This is a genomic window from Ruegeria sp. HKCCSA071 (assembly GCF_017872555.1).
In the GTDB taxonomy this organism is placed as follows: domain Bacteria; phylum Pseudomonadota; class Alphaproteobacteria; order Rhodobacterales; family Rhodobacteraceae; genus Ruegeria.
Genome location: NZ_JAEDOX010000003.1, coordinates 141,092 through 159,795 on the forward strand (window position 1 = coordinate 141,092; position 18,704 = coordinate 159,795).

Here is an 18,704-nt window from a genome sequence, read left to right on the forward strand (position 1 = left end):
CGAGAGGGAAGCGGTCTGCGCACAATCACCCTGCACAGATGCAGAGGTCAGTAAAAACTTTGTGGGTCGATATCGACGGTCAGGCGAATATCACCCTTGAGACGCAAAGGGGCGATCCAGCGGGCAATGGCATCCTGAATCGGCGCCCCTTTCGGGGCTTTCACCAACAAGCGCACTCTGTGGCGGCCGCGTATACGCGCAATGGGTGCAGGCGCGGGGCCAAAGACCTGAGCATCGATCGCGCGCAAGGGCGCATCGTTGCGGGCCATTGCATTGCCGATATCGAAAACCGGGCCGACCTCGGGCCCCGACAACACGATCCCGGCCATGCGACCATAGGGCGGCACACCGGCCGCTTGCCGACCCGCTGCCTCAGCTTTCCAGAACCCTTCCTCATCACCCGACAGAATCGCCCGGATTACCGGATGTTCCGGCTGAAAAGTCTGTAACAGCGCCTGCCCTGGTTTTTCAGCCCGACCGGCACGCCCCGCAACCTGTCGCATCAGCTGAAATGTTCGTTCAGCGGCCCTCAGGTCTGCGCCATGCAGACTGAGATCCGCGTCGATCACCCCCACCAATGTCAGCTTGGGAAAGTTGTGCCCCTTGGCCACCAATTGCGTTCCGATGACGATATCGGCGTCCCCTGCCGCAATCTCTTCGATCTTGGCCTTTAGTGCCCGGGCTGAGCCGAACAGATCAGAACTCAGCATGGCAATCCTGGCCTCGGGGAAGGTTGCTTCGGCCTCTTCGGCTAAACGCTCAATGCCCGGCCCCACCGGGGCCAGCTTGCCCTCGACCCCGCAGGAAGGGCAGATCTCGGGCATCGGCTTGGTCTCACCACATTGGTGGCACATCAGGCGCTTGAGAAACCGATGCTCGACCATGCGCGCGTCGCAATGGTCGCAGGCGATCTGTTCTCCGCACGCACGGCACAGGGTAACCGGTGCATAGCCACGGCGGTTGATGAACAGCAGCGACTGCTCGCCTTTCTCGATCCGCTGCTGCACCGCTTGCCGCAATGTCGGAGATATCCACGTTCCGGCCTGCATCTGTTCGGCCCGCATGTCGATGGGCTTCATCTCGGGCAATACCGCCGCGCCGAAACGCGAAGTCAGGTCGATCCGATCATATTTACCTGCCTCGGCATTCGCCCAGCTTTCCAGCGACGGGGTTGCGCTGGCCAGAATCACCCGCGCGCCGCAGATGGCAGACCGCAGGACAGCCATGTCTCGCGCGCTGTAATGCACCCCGTCTTCCTGTTTGTACGAGGTGTCGTGTTCCTCATCCACCACGACCAGCCCCAGATCGCGAAATGGCAGAAACAGGGCTGACCGCGCGCCAACAACCAGTTGAGCTTCCCCCTGCCCAACCATCCGCCAGACCCGCCTGCGTTCAGTCATGGTCGCGCCCGAATGCCACTCGGCGGGGCGCGCGCCAAACCGCGCCTCAACGCGGGTCAGGAACTCTGCGGTCAGCGCAATTTCCGGCATAAGGACAAGCGCCTGCCGCCCCATGCGCAGCGCTTCGGCCACGGCCTCCAGATAGACTTCGGTCTTGCCGGAACCCGTCACGCCTTTCAGAAGCGTCGTGCCGTATTTCCCCGTCCGTTGCCCGGCGCGAAGCTGCGCAACCGCACTTGCCTGATCTTCGGTCAGAACCTTTCCCGGTAAGTCGGGATCAAGACGTGGAAACGGCAGGTCACGCGGGCTGTCTTCTTCGCGAACCGCGCCTTGCTTGACCAAGCCTTTGACAACGGACGAAGTTACCCCGGCCTGTTCCGCCAGTTCCTTTAACGTAAATGCCAGCCCACCATAGTCGCGCAACACATCAAGTACACGGGTTCTGGCGTCGGTCATCCGGTCTGGCAGGGAGGTTCCCAAACGATAGATCTTGCGCATGGAAGGTGGGTCACCCAGCCCCGGCGCGCGGGTCGCCAATCGCAACATCGCGGGCATTGGCGTCAGGGTGTAGTCGGCAACCTTGCCGAGGAATGCCCGCATTTCCTCGCGCATGGGCGCAACTTCAAGCACACGGATCACCGACCGCGCCTTGTTCAGATCGAATCCACCCTGCCCCGGCCCCCAGACAACCCCCAACACCTTGCGCGGACCAAGCGGTACCTCGACAAACGCACCCAGAAAGCATCCTCCTTCCGGCGCTTTGTAATCCAACGTCCGGTCCAACGGCTGCGTTGTCAGCACCGCAATCAGCTCTCCCTCGTCGAAAAATCCGTTAGCGCTCACAGCATATCCTTTGCAGGGGGTTCCAGCATGGCTCTCTTTGAGGTAAAGCCATCCGCGACCAAGGCCAACCCATCAAAGGACTGCCCTCATGAAATTCTTCGTAGACACCGCCGAGATCGACGCCATCGCTGAACTGAACGACCTGGGCATGGTGGACGGCGTGACCACCAACCCCTCGCTGATTCTGAAATCAGGCCGCGACATTCTGGAAGTGACCAAAGAGATCTGCGATCTGGTCGACGGTCCCGTTTCCGCCGAAGTTGTCGCCACCGAAGCTGATGACATGATCGCCGAGGGCCGCAAGCTGGCCAAGATTGCCCCGAATATCGCAGTGAAGGTTCCACTGACATGGGCCGGTCTGAAAACCTGCAAGACGCTCAGCGACGAAGGGCAGATGGTCAACGTCACCCTGTGCTTTTCGACCAATCAGGCGATTCTGGCTGCAAAAGCAGGTGCGACCTTCATTTCGCCCTTCATCGGCCGTCTGGACGATATCAACCTGGATGGCATGGATCTGATCGCCGACATCCGTCAGGTCTATGACAATTACGGATTCGAAACCGAAATTCTGGCTGCTTCGATCCGCACCGTGAACCATGTCACCGAAAGTGCCCGCATTGGTGCGGACGTCATCACCGCGCCGCCAGCCGTGATCAAGAAACTGGCCGATCACCCGCTGACCGACAACGGTCTGGAAACCTTTCTGGCAGACTGGGCCAAAACCGGTCAGAAAATCCTCTGATCTGGTATGCAACCGCGCGGCGCCATCAGGCGCCGCGCCCGGCCCAACGGCCCAAAGCCTGATCTGCGATCAAGCGTGGCAGGCGGGAGCCAATCCGCCACAGCATCCGGGGAAATCCACTCTTGCGTGCATTTTTCCCAAGGCAAATCCGGTTCGGCATGTTATAAGCCGCCCAACAAAAAAAGACCGGACAGGACATGAGCAGCAATCCCAAACTCGAGGATAATCTCCGCGCGGCAATTCTGGCCGAGCCCGACGTCGTTCTGGACGACAAGGACCTGATGCAAGCCCTTGTGGCCGCGAACGAACGCGCCCGGGGTGATAATGTGATCGATCTGCGCGGCATTGCCATGCAGCGGCTTGAGGCGCGATTGGACCGGCTGGAAGATACCCACCGCTCGGTCATCGCGGCGGCCTATGAAAACCTTGCAGGCACCAATCAGGTTCACCGCGCGATTTTGCGCCTGCTGGAACCGGTCGAATTCGAGGATTTCCTGCGTGCCCTTGGCACTGATGTCGCGAATATCCTGCGGGTTGACCATATCACGCTGGTTCTGGAAACCACCGTGGTTCAGAACGATCCTGCTGTCGACAGGCTTGGAGGCGTTCTGACGATCGCAGAGCCCGGCTTTATCAACCAATACCTGACGAACGGTCGCGGCGGCCCTGTCCGCGACGTGACCTTGCGCGAAACTCATCAGCCAAACCGACGTGTTTTCGGCGCGCTGGCGGATCAGTTGCGCTCGGAAGCCTGCCTGAAGCTGGATCTCGGTCCGGGTCGCCTGCCGGGCATGATCGTCATGGGGGCCCGTGATCCGCGGCATTTTACACCGCAACTCGGCACCGATCTTCTCACCTTCTTTTCCGGCGTATTCGAACGCTCGATGCGCCACTGGCTGTCGTGAACCTTATCTCACCCGCTTGCCGCGACGCGCTCCAGCACTGGCTGGACACTCTGGGCGCGCTGGCGGGGCGGTCGCAAAACACGCAAACCGCCTATCGCGGCGATGTTACCGAGTTTCTGTCTTTCATGACCCTGCATCACGCAGAGCGGCAGGGGCTGAAGGCGCTGGAACGGATCACCGTGTCGGACATGCGCGCCTGGATGGCGGATCAGCGCAACGGGGATATTGGCGCGCGATCCCTGGCGCGCAAGCTTTCTGCTGTCAAAAGCTTCTATCGTTGGCTGGCCGAGCGAGAGGGGTTTGAACCCACCGCCGTTCTGTCGACCCGCGCGCCCAAATTCACCAAGAAACTGCCCCGCCCTCTGGCCGAAGACGCCGCGCGCGCCATGATTGACACGGTCGAGCTGCAATCTGTGTCCGACTGGGTTGCGGCCCGTGATGTTGCGGTTGTCACCCTGCTTTATGGATGCGGCCTGCGGATATCCGAGGCCTTGTCTCTGACCGGTGCAGACGCGCCCTTGCCCGAGACGTTGCGCATTGTCGGGAAGGGCGGCAAGGAGCGGGTCGTCCCGGTTCTTCCAGCTGCCCGAGACGCGGTTGACCGATATCTTCAGCTTTGCCCCCACCCGCAAGCGAAGGACGCAGCCTTGTTCCGGGGCGCTCGTGGCGGCCCGCTGAACCCGCGCGCGATTCAAGGCGTCATGGCCAAGGCACGGATGCAACTGGGGCTACCTTCAACCGCCACACCTCATGCCATGAGACACAGCTTTGCCACCCATCTGTTGTCCGCAGGAGGAGATCTGCGGGCCATTCAGGAACTGTTGGGGCACGCCTCATTGTCAACCACACAGACCTATACCGCCGTGGATACTGCACGGCTTATGGAAGTCTACAACCGTGCGCATCCAAAGGCGTGACTGACACATTGAACAGAAACCTCGGGCTTTTGGTTTGCATCTCTGGCGTGCATCGGTCATGACCCTAGCATGACACTCAGATTCAAAGCTCTTGCCGTACATCTCTTCACTGCCACGGGCGCCGTCTTCGCAATGCTGGCCATGCTGGCCGCCGTGGAAGAGAAATGGAGCCTCATGTACCTTTGGCTGGTCGTATCCTTCGTTGTTGATGGCATCGATGGCCCGTTGGCGCGGCACTATCACGTCAAGAAAAACGCACCCGAGTTTGACGGCGTCTTGCTGGATCTGATCATCGATTATCTGACCTATGTGTTCATCCCGGCCTTTGCGTTGTTCAAGTCCGGATTGATGGATGGATGGACCGGCTGGTTCGCTATCATCGTCATCACCTTCGCCAGCGCGATGTATTTCGCGGACACTCGCATGAAAACCAAGGACAATTCCTTTTCAGGCTTTCCCGGATGCTGGAACATGTTCGTTGTCGTGATCTTCGCGTTGGAGCCCAATTTCTGGATCATCCTGCTGCTGGTCACTCTGTTGTCGCTTGCGATGTTTCTGCCTTTGAAATTCGTTCACCCCGTGCGCACCGAGCGTTGGCGCAGTCTGACCTTGCCGGTCGCCCTTGCGTGGACGTTCTTTGCGGGCTGGGCCGCATGGGTCGATTTTCATCCCGAAAGCTGGGCCCACTGGGGTCTGGTCATCGCCAGCCTGTACCTGACATTTGCAGGCATAGCACAGCAGGTGTTGCCGCAGCGCCGTACCTGACACGAACGCTGCCGGACCGGGTTCAAAGAACGTCCTGAACCTCAAATTCAGTACCGTTATGGGTAAAGACGTCACCCGCGCGCAGACCAGCCATGGCCAGGTAGATCGGGCTTTGTGTCGAGATCCCCATATATGTATCTCCACCCACCTCGAACCGGGTCGTCGAAACGCAGACGACAAAGCTGCGGTTGTTGAACCTGATCACCGATCCCGGCCTGACTGTATCTGTCAGACCAAAATCGGTATTTTCGATCACATCGATCTTAGCATGATGCGCATGAACAGGCGCGTCAAACGCAGCCGCCAGATCGGCATTTTCGCGCGATGCGGCTATGTCATCCTTGTCGTGGCCTTCCCGGTCATCCAGTTGGGCATCCTTCAGAAATGCATCGTAATGGGCCTGCGCCGTTGCAAGCTCCTCTGCCTCAAGCGACATCAACCGGTCGATAATGGCCTTCTTTTTGGCTGCGCGATCTTTTTCGGTGCTCATTCAATGCGATCCTTCAAATTCAACAACGGATATAAGTTGTGCTTCCCAGAACCGGATTGCAACCGAATTTCGAGGCTCAGATCAAAAGACCCGCCGCCCGTTCATGCCTTAGCAGTGCAACCTTTGTCTCGATCCCGCCGCACCCGGAAAACCCGCCCAGCCCATTGGCGGCAAGCACCCGGTGGCAGGGAATAATAACGGGGATCGGGTTTGCCCCGCAGGCCTGACCGACCGGCTGCGCCGGTTGCCCCAACGCCTTGGCGATATCCCCGTAGGTGCGCGTTTCACCCAAGGGAATGGCATACATAAGATCACAGACCTGTCTTTGAAACTGCGATCCATGAATGCGGTAGGGCAGATCGAAACGGGCAAGCCGCCCAGCGTCATAGGCCGCCAACTGCGCCGCCGCCTCGCGCAGCAGAGCGGTCGGCTCGCCGTCGTCCTGACCGTCCCAGACCAACCGCGTGAGGGCGCCATCCGTTTCCTCGATCCCAAGTCTTCCGAACTGAGTATCAACTGCAATCATCGCCATGGGCTGACGGTTTCAGATCAATCCTCCAAGTTCAAGTGGGGAAGCCACGGGGGTCTGCGCGACGCGCGGATTTTGCGAAATGCGGCAATCATGTTAGTTTGGCCGCATTGTCAAAAAGAGATTTGGAGCATGAGATGGGTCGTCATTTGATCCTGACGGTTCACGGAATTGGCGAACAAATACCCGGTGAGACCGTCGATCAGGTGGTCGGGGCCGCGACAACCTGGCTGGATGGCAATCCCGAACCACCGATTGAGGTTCAGCGCGGGATGATCGAGCTGGCCGAAACAACCTTCGACGGCACGCGCCGAAGCGCAAAACTATTCCCGGTCAACCTGCGCAAGGTGACGAAACCGTCAGCACCGCAGGACGAGGCCATGTTTGCCGAGGTTTTCTGGGCCGACCGCTCGCCTGCCCCGAAAGGAGCCATTAAGACAGCATTGGACCTGATCTGGGTTGTTCTCGCGCTGGGTTATCTGGCCATGGACAATGCCGAACAAACGCATAGCCGCGCGGATGTGGCCGCGGACCAAGCCAACGGCAGGAACACTTTGGCCGCCCGGTTGGTTCACCTTTTTACCTGGGTTTTCTTCGGCGCAGTCGCGACTCTGAATGCCTATCTACTGATCGGAGCGGTCGCGGTGATGGTTGATCGCGTTCCCGGGATTTTCTTTCAAAGCACGATCCTGCTGTTCTGGCTCTTGTTCACCCTTTACGCCGCAGGGGCCGCATACGGACTAAGGCGCAGTTTTACAGCCCCGACTTATCTGAGACGCGTATTCTGGCGCGGCATTTTCGGGATGGGGTTCTTGCTGCTGATCTGCCTGATCATAGGTCCGCTTGGTCTGGAAATCCGAGCCTGCACACCCTTGCCGGATAGCCCAGCTTGCCCTTCGGCGCTGGAGCAGTTTGTAGCTTTTCAGGTTTACCTGCTGGCTTTCTTCTGGGCTTCGCTGATCTTCATGACAATCATTTTGTACGTGCTTTCTGCGACCAGGCTTGATGAAAAGGTTCAGTCAGACAATCTGAAAGAACACAGGCGGCTGTACCCCAGCATTTGTGCAGGCATGCTGGTGTTCTGGATGTTCTTTATATCCGGGTTGTGGCTAATGCTGCGGGAAATGCTCAACACGGTTCCGGGGCTGTCGGATGGAAAACTGACCGGTCTGTTTGACAATTTCCTCAGTGACTCCATCGAAACACTCAGTGTTGCCTTTGCGGCAATTGTCCTTCTTGCATTTGTCGGCGTTGGCCTTTTTGCCGGTCGCAGAAGGTTGAAGGCAAACCTGCATATCCGCGACGGGCTGATCAGTCGCGCCATCCTCAATCGTTTTGCGCAATGGGTCTTTTTGTTCGGTGCAATCGTACTGGCGATGGTCACTATCCGAGAGATCGCGACGAGCCAGCACGTCGATCCCCTGTGCCAGATCGGAACGGATAATTGCAACCTGATTGGCCGGGTTTTGAACAAGCTGGCAAGTTTACAGGGCGAGATCGGCCTGATCGTCCTGGGCGCAACAGCATTGATGTACCGCTTTTCCGATTTCGTCGCAGCAGGGCTGGGCGTGGCAAGAGACATCGTCACCTATGCCATTCGCGACAAGTGTTTACTGAAAGCAGACCTGAAAACGAGGCTGCGCAATTATCCCGATCGCAAGGCGATAGATGAACGGTTTTATCGTGCACTGCATTACGTGGTGGATATCTTTGCCGCGGACCACATCACTGTGATTTCACACTCGCAGGGCACGGTGATTGCCACGCAGATGCTGGCTGATCCACGCGTGCAAAAGCTTATCAATGGGCGCAACGTGACGCTGATTACGATGGGCTGTCCTGTGACCCATATCTATCAGCGCTATTTTCCCGAGATGTTCACAGTCGTTCCCAAAAACCTGAACGCCGCATGGTTCAACATCTTCAGGCAGGATGACTTTGTAGGGACCGAGATCGAAGGCGGGCTGATATCCGCAAACCGCAACATTCCGGTCGAGCCCGGTGGTCACACCGGATATTTCACGGATTATCAAGTTTGGAAGGTCCTGAAGGATCCTGCCATAGGCTTTGACCTGTTCAGCCCGACACCTCAGAAAAAACAGACATAATCCGGCAAAACGCCCCCTCGAATGTACCCAAGGGGGCGTATTAGTTTACCCCAAAGCCTCATCGCAGCGTCGGCAAACTCCGGTGTGGGTGTGACGGTTCACGTCAGGCAGGATTTTCCAGCAACGCTGACATTTCTCGCCTTCTGCTTTTTCGAACACGACGGCCACGCCTTCGATTTCGGGCACACGGAACGCCTCGGCAGGGGCCGGGTCGCCGGTCACGGTCAGGCCCGAGGTGATGCACATGTCGTCCACGTCGAACGTGGCCAGCAGATCGCGGGTATCGCCATCATCGACATGCACGATCGGGGCCGCTTCGAGGCTTGAGCCGATCACCTTGTCCTGGCGCTGGATTTCCAGCGCGGCAGTTACGGCCCGGCGCACTCGGCGCACCTTTGCCATGTTGGCCTCAAGCTCGGCATCGCGCCAATCGGCAGGTGTGTCCGGGAAGTCGACCAAATGGACCGAGCTATCATCGCCCGAGAAGCGCTCCAACCAGACCTCTTCCATGGTGAAAACCAGAACCGGTGCCAGCCACGTGGTCAGGCGATGGAACAGGATATCCAACACCGTCCGCGCAGCACGACGGCGCGGCGTGTCGCCGTCACAATAAAGAGCATCCTTGCGAACGTCGAAATAGAAGGACGACAGATCAACCGTGGCAAAGGTAAAGACCGCACTGAATACGCCCTGGAAATCAAAAGACGCATAGCCCTTGCGCACCTGCTCATCCAATTCCGCCAGCCGACTGAGCACCCAGCGTTCCAGACGCGGCATATCTTCGGGCGCGACGCGATCGGCCTCGGTGAAATCCGCCAGCGAGCCCAGCATAAACCGCATGGTGTTGCGCAGACGGCGATAGCTGTCGGCGGTGCCTTTCAGGATCTCCGGCCCGATCCGCTGGTCGGCGGTATAGTCGGTCTGTGCCACCCACAGACGCAGGATATCGGCACCATATTGTTTGACGACCTCTTCCGGCACAATCGTGTTACCCAGCGACTTGGACATCTTGTTGCCCTTGGCATCCAGCGTGAAACCATGGGTGACGACGTTCCGATATGGCGCGCGGCCCTTGGTGCCGCAAGCCTGCAGCATCGACGAGTGGAACCAGCCGCGGTGCTGGTCGGTGCCTTCCATATAGACATCGGCGATACCATCCTCGGTCCCGTCCTCGCGATCGCGCAGAACGAACGCGTGGGTCGAACCAGAATCGAACCACACATCCAGAACATCAAAGACCTGTTCGTAATCGTCCGGGTTGGCGATGCCGTCTAAGATCTTCTCTTTGAACCCGTCGGTGTACCAGATATCCGCGCCGTCTTTCTCGAACGCCGCTTTGATGCGCGCGTTGAGCTCGGCGTTGCGCAGCAGGTAATCCGCGTCGGTTGGCAAGGCACCTTTCTTGGTGAAACAGGTCAGCGGCACGCCCCAGGCACGCTGGCGCGAGAGAACCCAGTCCGGGCGCGCTTCGATCATCGAATAGAGGCGATTGCGACCGGTCTGCGGCGTCCACTTCACCAACTCGTCGATCGAGCGCAGCGCACGTTCGCGGATGGTGTCCCCCATCTCACCCATGCCGTCATCCAGCTGGCGGTCAACGGATGCGAACCACTGCGGCGTGTTGCGATAGATGATCGGCGCTTTCGAGCGCCACGAATGCGGATAGCTGTGCTTGATCTTGCCGCGCGCCAGCAGCCCGCCAACTTCGGCCAGCTTGTCGATGACGGCCTTGTTCGCGTCACCCTCGCCACCCTTGCGGGACAGGATGTATTTGCCGCCAAAGAACGGTAGATCAGCGCGGAAGCTACCGTCATCCATCACGTTATAGGTGATGACCTGCTCCAACATACCCAGATCGCGGTAGAGTTCGAATTCTTCCATACCGTGTGACGGCGCACAATGAACGAAACCGGTGCCTTCGGTATCGGTCACGAAGTCAGCCGCGCGGAAGTCGCGGATATCGTCCCATTCGCCATTGCCACCTTCGGCACCGGCCAGTGGGTGGGTCAGTTGAACACCTTCAAGTTCATCGGTGGCGACATCACGTACACGGGTCCACTGATCATCGTTCAAACGGGCACGACCCAGCACATCTGCGGCCAAATTGTCAGCCAGCAGGAACCTGTCACCCACATTGGCCCAGCATTCCTCAGGCGCGCCAGTGACTTCGTACAGGCCGTAAGAGATGTCTTTGCCATACACGATCGCTTTGTTCGACGGCATAGTCCAGGGAGTCGTGGTCCAGATCACCACAAAAGCGTCATCCAGATCACCCGCGTTCACGACCTTGAACTTCACCCAGATGGTAAAGCTTTCCTTGTCGTGATACTCGACCTCGGCCTCGGCCAGCGCTGTCTTCTCGATGGGCGACCACATCACGGGTTTCGAGCCCTGATACAGCGTGCCGTTCATCAGGAATTTCATGAACTCGTCGGCAATCACGGCCTCGGCATGGAAGTCCATGGTGATGTAGGGATCAGGCCAGTTGCCGGTGATACCCAGACGCTTGAACTCTTCCCGCTGGATGTCGATCCAGCCTTCGGCGAACTTGCGGCATTCCTGACGGAAGTCGACGATGTTCACCTCGTCCTTGTTCTTGCCCTTCTTGCGGTACTGTTCTTCGATCTTCCATTCGATCGGCAGGCCGTGGCAGTCCCAACCGGGCACGTAACGCGCGTCAAAGCCCATCATCTGATGGGAACGCACGATCATGTCCTTGATCGTCTTGTTCAGTGCGTGGCCTATATGCAGGTGGCCATTCGCATAGGGGGGACCGTCGTGCAGAGTAAAGGGTTTGCGCCCCGTTTTCTCGCGCAGGCGGTCATAGACACCGATGGTCTCCCACCGCTCCAGCCATGCGGGTTCGCGTGCAGGCAGGCCCGCGCGCATGGGAAAATCGGTTTTGGGCAGGTTCAGCGTGTCTTTATAGTCAGGTGTTTGGGTCGTGTCGGCGCACATTTTGAGCGTCCTTTGGATGATCTGGTCGTACTAGGATCGAAGCGGTCGGTGCGAATTCTCAAACACCTTTGCCCGGCGTCTCAGAGGGTCAGAGCGCCGGGGATATAATTCGAATAATGATGGCCGTCCGGTCATACATGGCCGCGCTTATAAGACGCCTGCCTTCAATGGTCCAGAGGTTCCGGCCCATGCGGCGAATGGCGCAGCTTGGCCCAGCGATTCAACCATGCCAGACCGGCCAGCCCAAGCCCCAGCGCCAGCAGTGAGAACACGCGGATCAGCCCGCCCAGACCGGCAATATCGATCAGAAAGACCTTGGCCACAGCCAGCCCTATCACCACCAGCCCCGCCTTGCGCATCGCATCCGAACCACGTGCCAGAGATTGGTAGAACAGCGCCGCCCCGACCAGCAGCAGAACAAGGGTATATGTATAAAGCTCGGGCTGCGTGACGCCGTTGCCTTCAAACATGCCTGCTGCGCCCTGCCAGAAATGGCGGATGGTCAACCCGAACCACACGGCAACCAACGCACCCGCAATGGCATAGCTTGCCAGCCTGATCTGCTTTGGCATGTCCATGATCCGCCATGCCGAGAATCCGATGGTCAGTGCAGGCACCAGATAGGCAAGGACAAGGGTGTTCAGAACCGGTGGGCCAAGCACCGGGTCGGCGTTGGGGTTCAGAAGCGGGTTTTGGTCGGTCAAAGCCAGGGTCAGTCGGAACACGCCATGACCGGCAAAGAACGCCGCCAACACGTACCGCGCATAATTCAGCTTGCCACCCAGCCCAAACCTCTGAACCTGAGCGAAGGCCAGCAGCAGCCAGATGACCGCCAGCAGGCCCAGACCCCAATGGCTGTTGTCGGCCCCGCCTTCACCGAAACCTTCAAGCCACCGAAGTAGCAACAGGGACAGCAGAATGCCGCCCGTCGCCCATGCCGCGCTTTCCAGCAACAGCGCTGCAACCGGCCGCTGCAAGGGACGCAACAGCCACCAGCCAGCCACGAAACCCAACGTGGCCGCACCATAGACCATCGCCATTTCGGGCACCGGGGCCGCATTGGCCCAGTCCAGACCCGGGTCAAGCACCAAGCGCACCGTGACGGTAAAGACACCGGCCCAGATAAACCAACTCATCTGCGGCAAGGTGAACCTGCGATCCAAGGCTGCTGCTGCGACGATGCTGGCCACCAGCGCAATCGTCAGCGCGGCCGAGCTGAGCACGATGACGCAAGCAAAGACCAGACAAGACAACGCGGACAACGTGGCCAGAGCAGCCCGCATCCGGTCGTCGCCATCGGCGCGACCAAAACGCCCGGCCAGAACCACCATCAGAATTGCCAGGACAATCGCGTGCAGGGCCCAGGCGTACGCACCGATAACCGTGGCAGGACGCCAGCCCAATTCCAAAGCGATAGCCAGCGCTGGTGCAAGAATTACAGCGCCCCCGGCCCAGATTGCACTATACTGGTTTGCCCTGAATGACCGCCATGCCATCAAAATCGACATGAGCGCGCCCAAAGCAACCAGCGCGGTGGCTGCCATCGGAAAGTCGGCCTCGGGTGTCTCGGCATAGGTGTCGGTGAAACTGCGCAGAACTGCGCCGTATTCCAGGCCGTGAGAGGCAACAAAAAACACAAGGCCCGTCGCAGGCAGGACGGTCAGATCCTGTAACGCAGGCGCATCCTTGGCCCACAAAAGCAGTGCCAGAAGCAGGACGGACAGCAGGCAGACACCCAACCAGAATTCAGCCGCTGAGTCTGCCCAATGCCAGGACAGGATCGCGGCACTGGCCGCAATCGCTCCGGCGGCGAGCCGAGTTGGAAACTCGGGCCACGGGCGGGTTCTGGGATTGCGGATCACCTGAGACATCATGCGCCCTGCATGATCGGGCCAAACGCGCCGCACCGGAATGGCCGTCGCCAGAAGTGCAATCACTGTTGTCGCGACCAGATATCCCGGTTCCGTATTCGGAGCGCCACTGACCAAAAGCAGGTTTGCCGCATATACCCCGACCAACGTCAGAACCGAAATCCACGCCCAGCGCCGCACCGTGTCGATACCCAGCCCCAAAACGGCAACCAAAAGAAAATAGGCATAGAGCCACGATGGATCGTCAGATGCGCCTCCAACCAGAAAGGGAGCTGCAAAAGCTCCGATCAGTCCAACCGCAGCCAGCAGCGGGCCGTGGAACCACCCCAGAACAAGCCCAACAAGCGCAATGACAACCATTGCTGCCAAGGCCGTCTCGGCCCCGATCAGGCCATAAAGCTGCCGCGCAGACAGGATGGCGCCGAACAAGGTAACAAGGCCGGCCCCGGAAAAGACCGATGGCAAATAGGCAGTGGCCACCGCTTCGTCATCCCCGAACCTGCGGCGCAGAACCTCACCCCCGATAATCAAAACCGAGCCGAAGCCAAGCGCGGCGAAAACGCGGGCCGCCGGAGGTAACAATCCGCTCTCAACACCATATTGCACGAGGAAAATACCGGCCAATGCGAGCGACAGTGCTGAGACCGCGTAAAACCAGTTCTCACGCAGCCACGCGCCCAGCGCGGCAAACCTGTCATGGCGAAATACAATTGCAGGCGTAGCGGCCTCGGTGTTTAAATCTTCGGCACTTTCGTCTTCCTGTCGCTTTGGCGCGGCCCACGGCCCCGGGCTGTGAATCTGTTCCTCTGCCGCAGGTTGCGGTGCAGGTGCATCCTGTACCGGTTGCAGCGACGCCGCATCGCCCGACACCAACGCATTGATCTGCGCTTCCAGTTGTTCGACCCGGCGACGCAATCGTGAATGTCCGACCAGAAGTGCAATCAATGTCACCGGGATGGCCAAAACTACCAGGCCAATAAGAACAAGCAGCGTTTCCAACCGAGTCTCTCCGATCCGTAATTTCGGCTAAGCTATCTTGTGCTGTCGGTCAGCAACAGTCAGGAAAGCCATGAGAAAGCCTAAAGTACAGAAATCGCCGGACGGGCGATCATCAGCCAAAGGATAGTCAAAACCGCCAGAAACGCCGGAACCCCGCAAGCGAACCAGAACCGAAACAAGTGGTGATACTCCGGTGGCAGTTGCGTTCCCTGCTCTGCCACCGTTCGCGCGTGGTCCCGCAACCGGATTTGGATCCAAACCCCAGGCAGGACCTTTGCCCCTTGCTCAAGATTGCGCCCCATGCCCTGAACTCTGGCACCTGCGGCTGACAACGCCCGCGTGACGGCGGCGCCAATGAACCCATAAGCACCCAGAACCAATACGCTCTTTCCAGAAAGCTCGTGATCTGCCATCGGCCTTTGCACCCGTTTTGCACTACTCTACCTATCCGGGTAGGTTTGACCAGTCGCGACCACCGAGCTGCGACATTTATGGATGGAACAGAGACCCGACGAGATACGCGATCAGTGCCGCCAGACCACCGATCAACAGCGTTTCGATACCTGACCGCCACCAGGGCGCCAACGACCACCGGCTTTTGAACGCACCAATCGCAAAGAAGACCCCCATCGTCATCCAGACCGACATCTCAAAAGCGTTCTCCACCGATGCCAAAAACGGCAACAGCGGGATCATCCCGGCCACAAGGAACGCGAAAAACGTGGCCAACGCGGCTTTCATTGGATGCGGGTCGACACTGCCCAGCCCATATTCACCCTCGATCATCAGGTTGACCCAATGTTCGTGGCTCGATGTGATCGCGGTGGTAGCCTCGTTCAGAATTTCCCCTGACAACCCTTTTTGTGACAGAATTTCACGGACCTCCTCGCGCTCGCCGTCGGGGTAGAGTGCGATGTGGCGTTCCTCGATCGCCCGAATGCGCCGTATGTTGTCCAGTTCGGCCTTGGTGCCCGAGTAATTCCCGGCAGCCATTGAAAACCCGTCCGCCAGAACGTTTGCCAAACCAAGTGCCACGATAACAAACGGGGAAAGACCCGCCCCCGCGACACCGGCAACAATGGCAAACGTGGTGACGGAACCATCAATGCCGCCATACACAACGTCGCGTAACACACCGCGCCCAGGCGGAGCGTTGATCCGGTCGGCAATTTCCTGCGGACTGTGACCGTGATCCGTCATGGTTTGCTCCTATTTTTCAAAGGTAGAGTGCAGAAGGGTGTGGTCCGACGCTTTGCTCTGGATCAACCCTTGGAGAACAGACCCTGCAAGGCCCGTTTAATGATGCCTCGTGTGGAAGGTTTGTGGCGCTTAGAGAACGGTAAGGGGCGGCAGACCTCCATCGCGGCCACACCCACTCGGGCGCTGAGTGCACCGTTAACCAGACCTTCTCCGAACCGTCGGGACAATTTGCTGAGAACAGATCCGCCCAGAACAGGTTCCAGCAGATCGTCACCAACGGCCACCGCGCCTGTTGCGACCAGATGCACAAAGACGGCACGGGTCAGACGCCAGCTTCCCAACGTGCCAGCCCGCCCCCCGTAGATTTCCGCAATGCGACGGATCATTCGCAGGGACGCAGCCAGTGCCGTTACAACATCCGCCAGTGCCAGAGGGACCAGGGCGGTCACGGTGGCAACCTGCCGTGCGGCGGCCTCAACCTCACGGCTGGCGGCGGCGTCGAGCGGGGCCAGCAATTCATCCTCGGCAAGGTTCAAAAGCGCCTCGGCATCGAACTGTTCCCCCATCCGTTCGGACAATCGCTCGCGACCCCATCGGGTATCCTCGCGCCCTTTGTAGAATGCAATGATGCGATGTGTGACAGCACGCGCCTGAGCCAGGTCTTCATCAGCCAATGCAATATCCGCTGCACGGCGCATCCCATCAACACGGGACAACCGCCCCAAAGCCGCGAGTTCGCGCAGCGCGATGATCACAACCACCAGAACCAATGCAGCCAACAGTCCGGCAACGATCCAACCCAATACAGGCGTCCGCGCCACCAGAGAGGTTGCAAAATCCCAGGCGGCCACCGATATGGCGGCCCCGATCACCGAAAGCGCAAGCCCCCAGAACCAGCGCGCAAGAGCCGAAGGTTTGCGGGCCGCCAGCCGGGCCGCGCTTTGCATCGCCTGTCCCTGAGGCGGCACAATATCCGGCACCGGTACAGCCTGCGCGACATCAGCAGCGGGTTCATCATCGTCAAGATCGATCAGAACCGGACCTTTAGCCATTTGTCGCATCCTTTCTGTGCCAGACAAACCTAATGTCCGGTAGCTTTTCGTCGTTTTCCGCCCCATCGCTGCGTGCCACTTCGGCAAAGCCGTTTCGCTCATAGAACCGACAGGCACGGGAATTATTCTGAAACGCGTACAAGCCCAGCCGCCGCTGGCATGATTTCGCGTGATCCAGCAATTGCTGACCGATCCCCTGCCCCCGAGCTTGCGCATCCAGATAAAGTGAATGGATTTCACCCCCATTCAGCGCCAGAAACCCGACCACGCCTGTCTCGGCCTCGGCCACAGTGACCCAGTCCTGATCAATCATCCGGCCGCAAAAGGCGATGGTTTCAGCACAGCTGTGCAATTTGGGCATCCAGTCGTTTTCCAAAGCGAAGCCGTGCAAGATCATACCGATTGTACCGGCATCCGTGGTGCGTGCGGGGCGCAGTGTCGCGATCACAATCTGTCTCCGATCAGGAACTGCGCCGCACGATCCAGTCGAATATGCGGGGGGCCGTCACCAGGTTTCAAGGTTAGTTTTGCCGGGGCAAAGGCCATGAACCCATAGTCTTCGTTCAACCAACTCTCCGCCCCTTTTCGCGCCGGACCCAACAGATGCGCCGGATCCTCGGGCAATTCTCCGGGATAAAAAGCGGCCTGTTTGCCGCTGCCTAACAAAGTGCCACGCACGCATGGCAGATCGGTTCCGTCGTGGCTGCGTATCTCTTCGGTTGTTGCACGTAACGAGGCCAGAGACAGGGCCGCAGTCCGGGCTCCGGCGAAACTCGCACGATCGCGCGCCTCGCGTGTCAAAGCCTCGATAATTGCGGTCAGGCGGGGATGCTGCGTGTGGTGCAGGTGGTCCGCTTTTGTCGCAGCAAACAGGATGCGTTCGACTTTTTTACCCAGCAAAAGCTGGCTCAGCCATGCGTTCCGGCCCGGACGAAAAGCCGACAGAATATCCGCCATCGCGCGGCGCATATCTTCAACCGCCTGAGGACCCTTGTGAATTGCGCCCAGCGCGTCAACCAGAACCACCTGCCGGTCAATCCGCGAGAAGTGATCCCGAAAGAATGGTTTGACGACCTGAGATTTATAGGCTTCGAACCGCCGTTCCATCTCGCGCTGAAGGGTCCTGCGCCTCGACGGGCCCGTGATTGCCAACGGTGCAAAGGTCAGAACCGGAGACCCCGCCAGATCGCCCGGCAACAGGAACCGTCCCGGAGTACAGTCATAAAACCCGGCATCGCGCGCTGCGTTGAGATAGGCGGTGAACGACGCGGCCAGAGCTTGTGCGGCAAGTTCATCGTGCCCTGCCGACGGGTCTGTATCTTGGACCAGCGCCAGATATGCGGTTGCCTCTGCGCGGGTCTTAATCAGTGCCAGTGTTTCCTGAGACCAGTCTGCGTAAGATTTGTCCAGCAAGGCCAGATCCAGCAGCCATTCTCCGGGATAATCGACGATATCCAGATGGATCGTGCGCGGCCCCTGCAACCCGGCAAGCAGCCCGGCGGGGCGGGCTTTGAAGGACAAGCGCAATTCAGACACAGCGCGCGTGCTGTCTGGCCAGTGCGGTGTCGGTCCAGTCAGGGCAGACAGGTGCGATTCATAATCGAACCGGGGCACGGTGTCATCCGGTTGGGGTTGCAGAAAGGCGGCATTGATTCGCCCCTCCTGCTGCGCAACCAGCCCGGACATACGGCCCCGATCCAACAGATTGGCAACCAACGAAGTGATGAATACTGTTTTGCCGGACCGCGCCAGCCCGGTGACACCCAAACGGATGACCGGCTCGAAAAATGTCTCGGACACGCTGTCGCCGATGCTTTCGACGCCACGTGCAAGACTGTCTGCCAGTGAAGAGATGACCAATCCGCCGCCCCGCAATTTTCCTTTTACCCAAGATAGGTAGCGGTCGCGACACATACCAGCGCTTT

General features: G+C 59.0%; 15 protein-coding genes. 5 read left to right on the plus strand and 10 right to left on the minus strand.

Annotated elements, in window-relative coordinates; genetic code table 11:
- Positions 1–47: 47 nt before the first annotated feature.
- Complete coding sequence (locus I9188_RS10335) at positions 48–2,243, minus strand: primosomal protein N' (protein WP_209599611.1); 2,196 nt, start codon at positions 2,241–2,243, stop codon at positions 48–50.
- Positions 2,244–2,331: 88 nt separating this feature from the next.
- Between I9188_RS10335 and fsa the strand changes: the two genes are divergently transcribed.
- The 4 genes from fsa (at position 2,332) to I9188_RS10355 (ending at position 5,572) form a co-directional block, all read left to right on the plus strand.
- Positions 2,332–2,985: a fructose-6-phosphate aldolase gene (fsa, locus tag I9188_RS10340; RefSeq protein WP_209599612.1), complete on the plus strand. Its 654-nt coding sequence runs from the start codon at positions 2,332–2,334 to the stop codon at positions 2,983–2,985.
- Positions 2,986–3,182: 197 nt separating this feature from the next.
- Positions 3,183–3,890: a DUF484 family protein gene (locus tag I9188_RS10345; RefSeq protein WP_209505485.1), complete on the plus strand. Its 708-nt coding sequence runs from the start codon at positions 3,183–3,185 to the stop codon at positions 3,888–3,890.
- Positions 3,887–4,807 (plus strand): tyrosine recombinase XerC, encoded by a 921-nt coding sequence (locus tag I9188_RS10350; protein ID WP_209599613.1) that lies wholly within the window; start codon positions 3,887–3,889, stop codon positions 4,805–4,807. Before I9188_RS10345 ends, I9188_RS10350 begins: the two co-directional genes overlap by 4 nt.
- A gap of 69 nt (positions 4,808–4,876) precedes the next feature.
- Positions 4,877–5,572, plus strand: a complete 696-nt coding sequence (locus I9188_RS10355) for a CDP-alcohol phosphatidyltransferase family protein (protein WP_209505481.1) — start codon at positions 4,877–4,879, stop codon at positions 5,570–5,572.
- Between the two features lie 22 nt (positions 5,573–5,594).
- Here I9188_RS10355 and I9188_RS10360 read toward each other — a convergent pair whose 3' ends face one another.
- Both I9188_RS10360 and I9188_RS10365 read right to left on the minus strand, forming a co-directional pair.
- Entirely contained in the window at positions 5,595–6,062 is a 468-nt protein-coding gene (locus tag I9188_RS10360; RefSeq protein WP_209505479.1) for a hypothetical protein, read from the minus strand.
- 76 nt (positions 6,063–6,138) lie between these two features.
- Complete coding sequence (locus I9188_RS10365) at positions 6,139–6,594, minus strand: methylated-DNA--[protein]-cysteine S-methyltransferase (protein WP_209505477.1); 456 nt, start codon at positions 6,592–6,594, stop codon at positions 6,139–6,141.
- 134 nt (positions 6,595–6,728) lie between these two features.
- Between I9188_RS10365 and I9188_RS10370 the strand changes: the two genes are divergently transcribed.
- Positions 6,729–8,699: a hypothetical protein gene (locus tag I9188_RS10370; RefSeq protein ID WP_209505475.1), complete on the plus strand. Its 1,971-nt coding sequence runs from the start codon at positions 6,729–6,731 to the stop codon at positions 8,697–8,699.
- 45 nt (positions 8,700–8,744) lie between these two features.
- Here the strand turns inward: I9188_RS10370 and ileS are convergent, their stop codons facing one another.
- From ileS to I9188_RS10405, 7 genes are all read right to left on the minus strand, one after another.
- Complete coding sequence (ileS, locus tag I9188_RS10375; protein ID WP_209505473.1) at positions 8,745–11,657, minus strand: isoleucine--tRNA ligase; 2,913 nt, start codon at positions 11,655–11,657, stop codon at positions 8,745–8,747.
- Positions 11,658–11,821: 164 nt separating this feature from the next.
- Positions 11,822–14,527, minus strand: a complete 2,706-nt coding sequence (locus I9188_RS10380) for a DUF2339 domain-containing protein (RefSeq protein WP_209505471.1) — start codon at positions 14,525–14,527, stop codon at positions 11,822–11,824.
- An 80-nt stretch (positions 14,528–14,607) separates the two neighbouring features.
- A complete protein-coding gene (locus I9188_RS10385) occupies positions 14,608–14,940 on the minus strand; it encodes a DUF2269 family protein (RefSeq protein ID WP_209505469.1) in 333 nt (110 codons plus the stop codon).
- 76 nt (positions 14,941–15,016) lie between these two features.
- Positions 15,017–15,727 (minus strand): VIT1/CCC1 transporter family protein, encoded by a 711-nt coding sequence (locus I9188_RS10390; RefSeq protein WP_209505467.1) that lies wholly within the window; start codon positions 15,725–15,727, stop codon positions 15,017–15,019.
- A gap of 62 nt (positions 15,728–15,789) precedes the next feature.
- Positions 15,790–16,779: a TIGR01620 family protein gene (locus tag I9188_RS10395; protein WP_209505465.1), complete on the minus strand. Its 990-nt coding sequence runs from the start codon at positions 16,777–16,779 to the stop codon at positions 15,790–15,792.
- Positions 16,772–17,227 carry a GNAT family N-acetyltransferase gene (locus tag I9188_RS10400; protein WP_209505463.1) on the minus strand — a complete coding sequence of 152 codons (456 nt, stop codon included), beginning with the start codon at positions 17,225–17,227 and terminating at the stop codon, positions 16,772–16,774. Before I9188_RS10400 ends, I9188_RS10395 begins: the two co-directional genes overlap by 8 nt.
- Positions 17,224–18,639 carry a YcjX family protein gene (locus tag I9188_RS10405; RefSeq protein ID WP_209505462.1) on the minus strand — a complete coding sequence of 472 codons (1,416 nt, stop codon included), beginning with the start codon at positions 18,637–18,639 and terminating at the stop codon, positions 17,224–17,226. Before I9188_RS10405 ends, I9188_RS10400 begins: the two co-directional genes overlap by 4 nt.
- Positions 18,640–18,704: the final 65 nt, after the last annotated feature.

What these genes read in the sequence shown, in the direction of transcription:
- fsa (WP_209599612.1), top strand. Translation starts at nt 2,332, where the DNA reads ATGAAATTCTTCGTAGACACCGCCGAGATCGACGCCATCGCTGAACTG.
- I9188_RS10345 (WP_209505485.1), top strand. Translation starts at nt 3,183, where the DNA reads ATGAGCAGCAATCCCAAACTCGAGGATAATCTCCGCGCGGCAATTCTG.
- I9188_RS10355 (WP_209505481.1), top strand. Translation starts at nt 4,877, where the DNA reads ATGACACTCAGATTCAAAGCTCTTGCCGTACATCTCTTCACTGCCACG.
- I9188_RS10360 (WP_209505479.1), bottom strand. Translation starts at nt 6,062, where the DNA reads ATGAGCACCGAAAAAGATCGCGCAGCCAAAAAGAAGGCCATTATCGAC.
- I9188_RS10365 (WP_209505477.1), bottom strand. Translation starts at nt 6,594, where the DNA reads ATGGCGATGATTGCAGTTGATACTCAGTTCGGAAGACTTGGGATCGAG.
- I9188_RS10370 (WP_209505475.1), top strand. Translation starts at nt 6,729, where the DNA reads ATGGGTCGTCATTTGATCCTGACGGTTCACGGAATTGGCGAACAAATA.
- ileS (WP_209505473.1), bottom strand. Translation starts at nt 11,657, where the DNA reads ATGTGCGCCGACACGACCCAAACACCTGACTATAAAGACACGCTGAAC.
- I9188_RS10385 (WP_209505469.1), bottom strand. Translation starts at nt 14,940, where the DNA reads ATGGCAGATCACGAGCTTTCTGGAAAGAGCGTATTGGTTCTGGGTGCT.
- I9188_RS10390 (WP_209505467.1), bottom strand. Translation starts at nt 15,727, where the DNA reads ATGACGGATCACGGTCACAGTCCGCAGGAAATTGCCGACCGGATCAAC.
- I9188_RS10395 (WP_209505465.1), bottom strand. Translation starts at nt 16,779, where the DNA reads ATGGCTAAAGGTCCGGTTCTGATCGATCTTGACGATGATGAACCCGCT.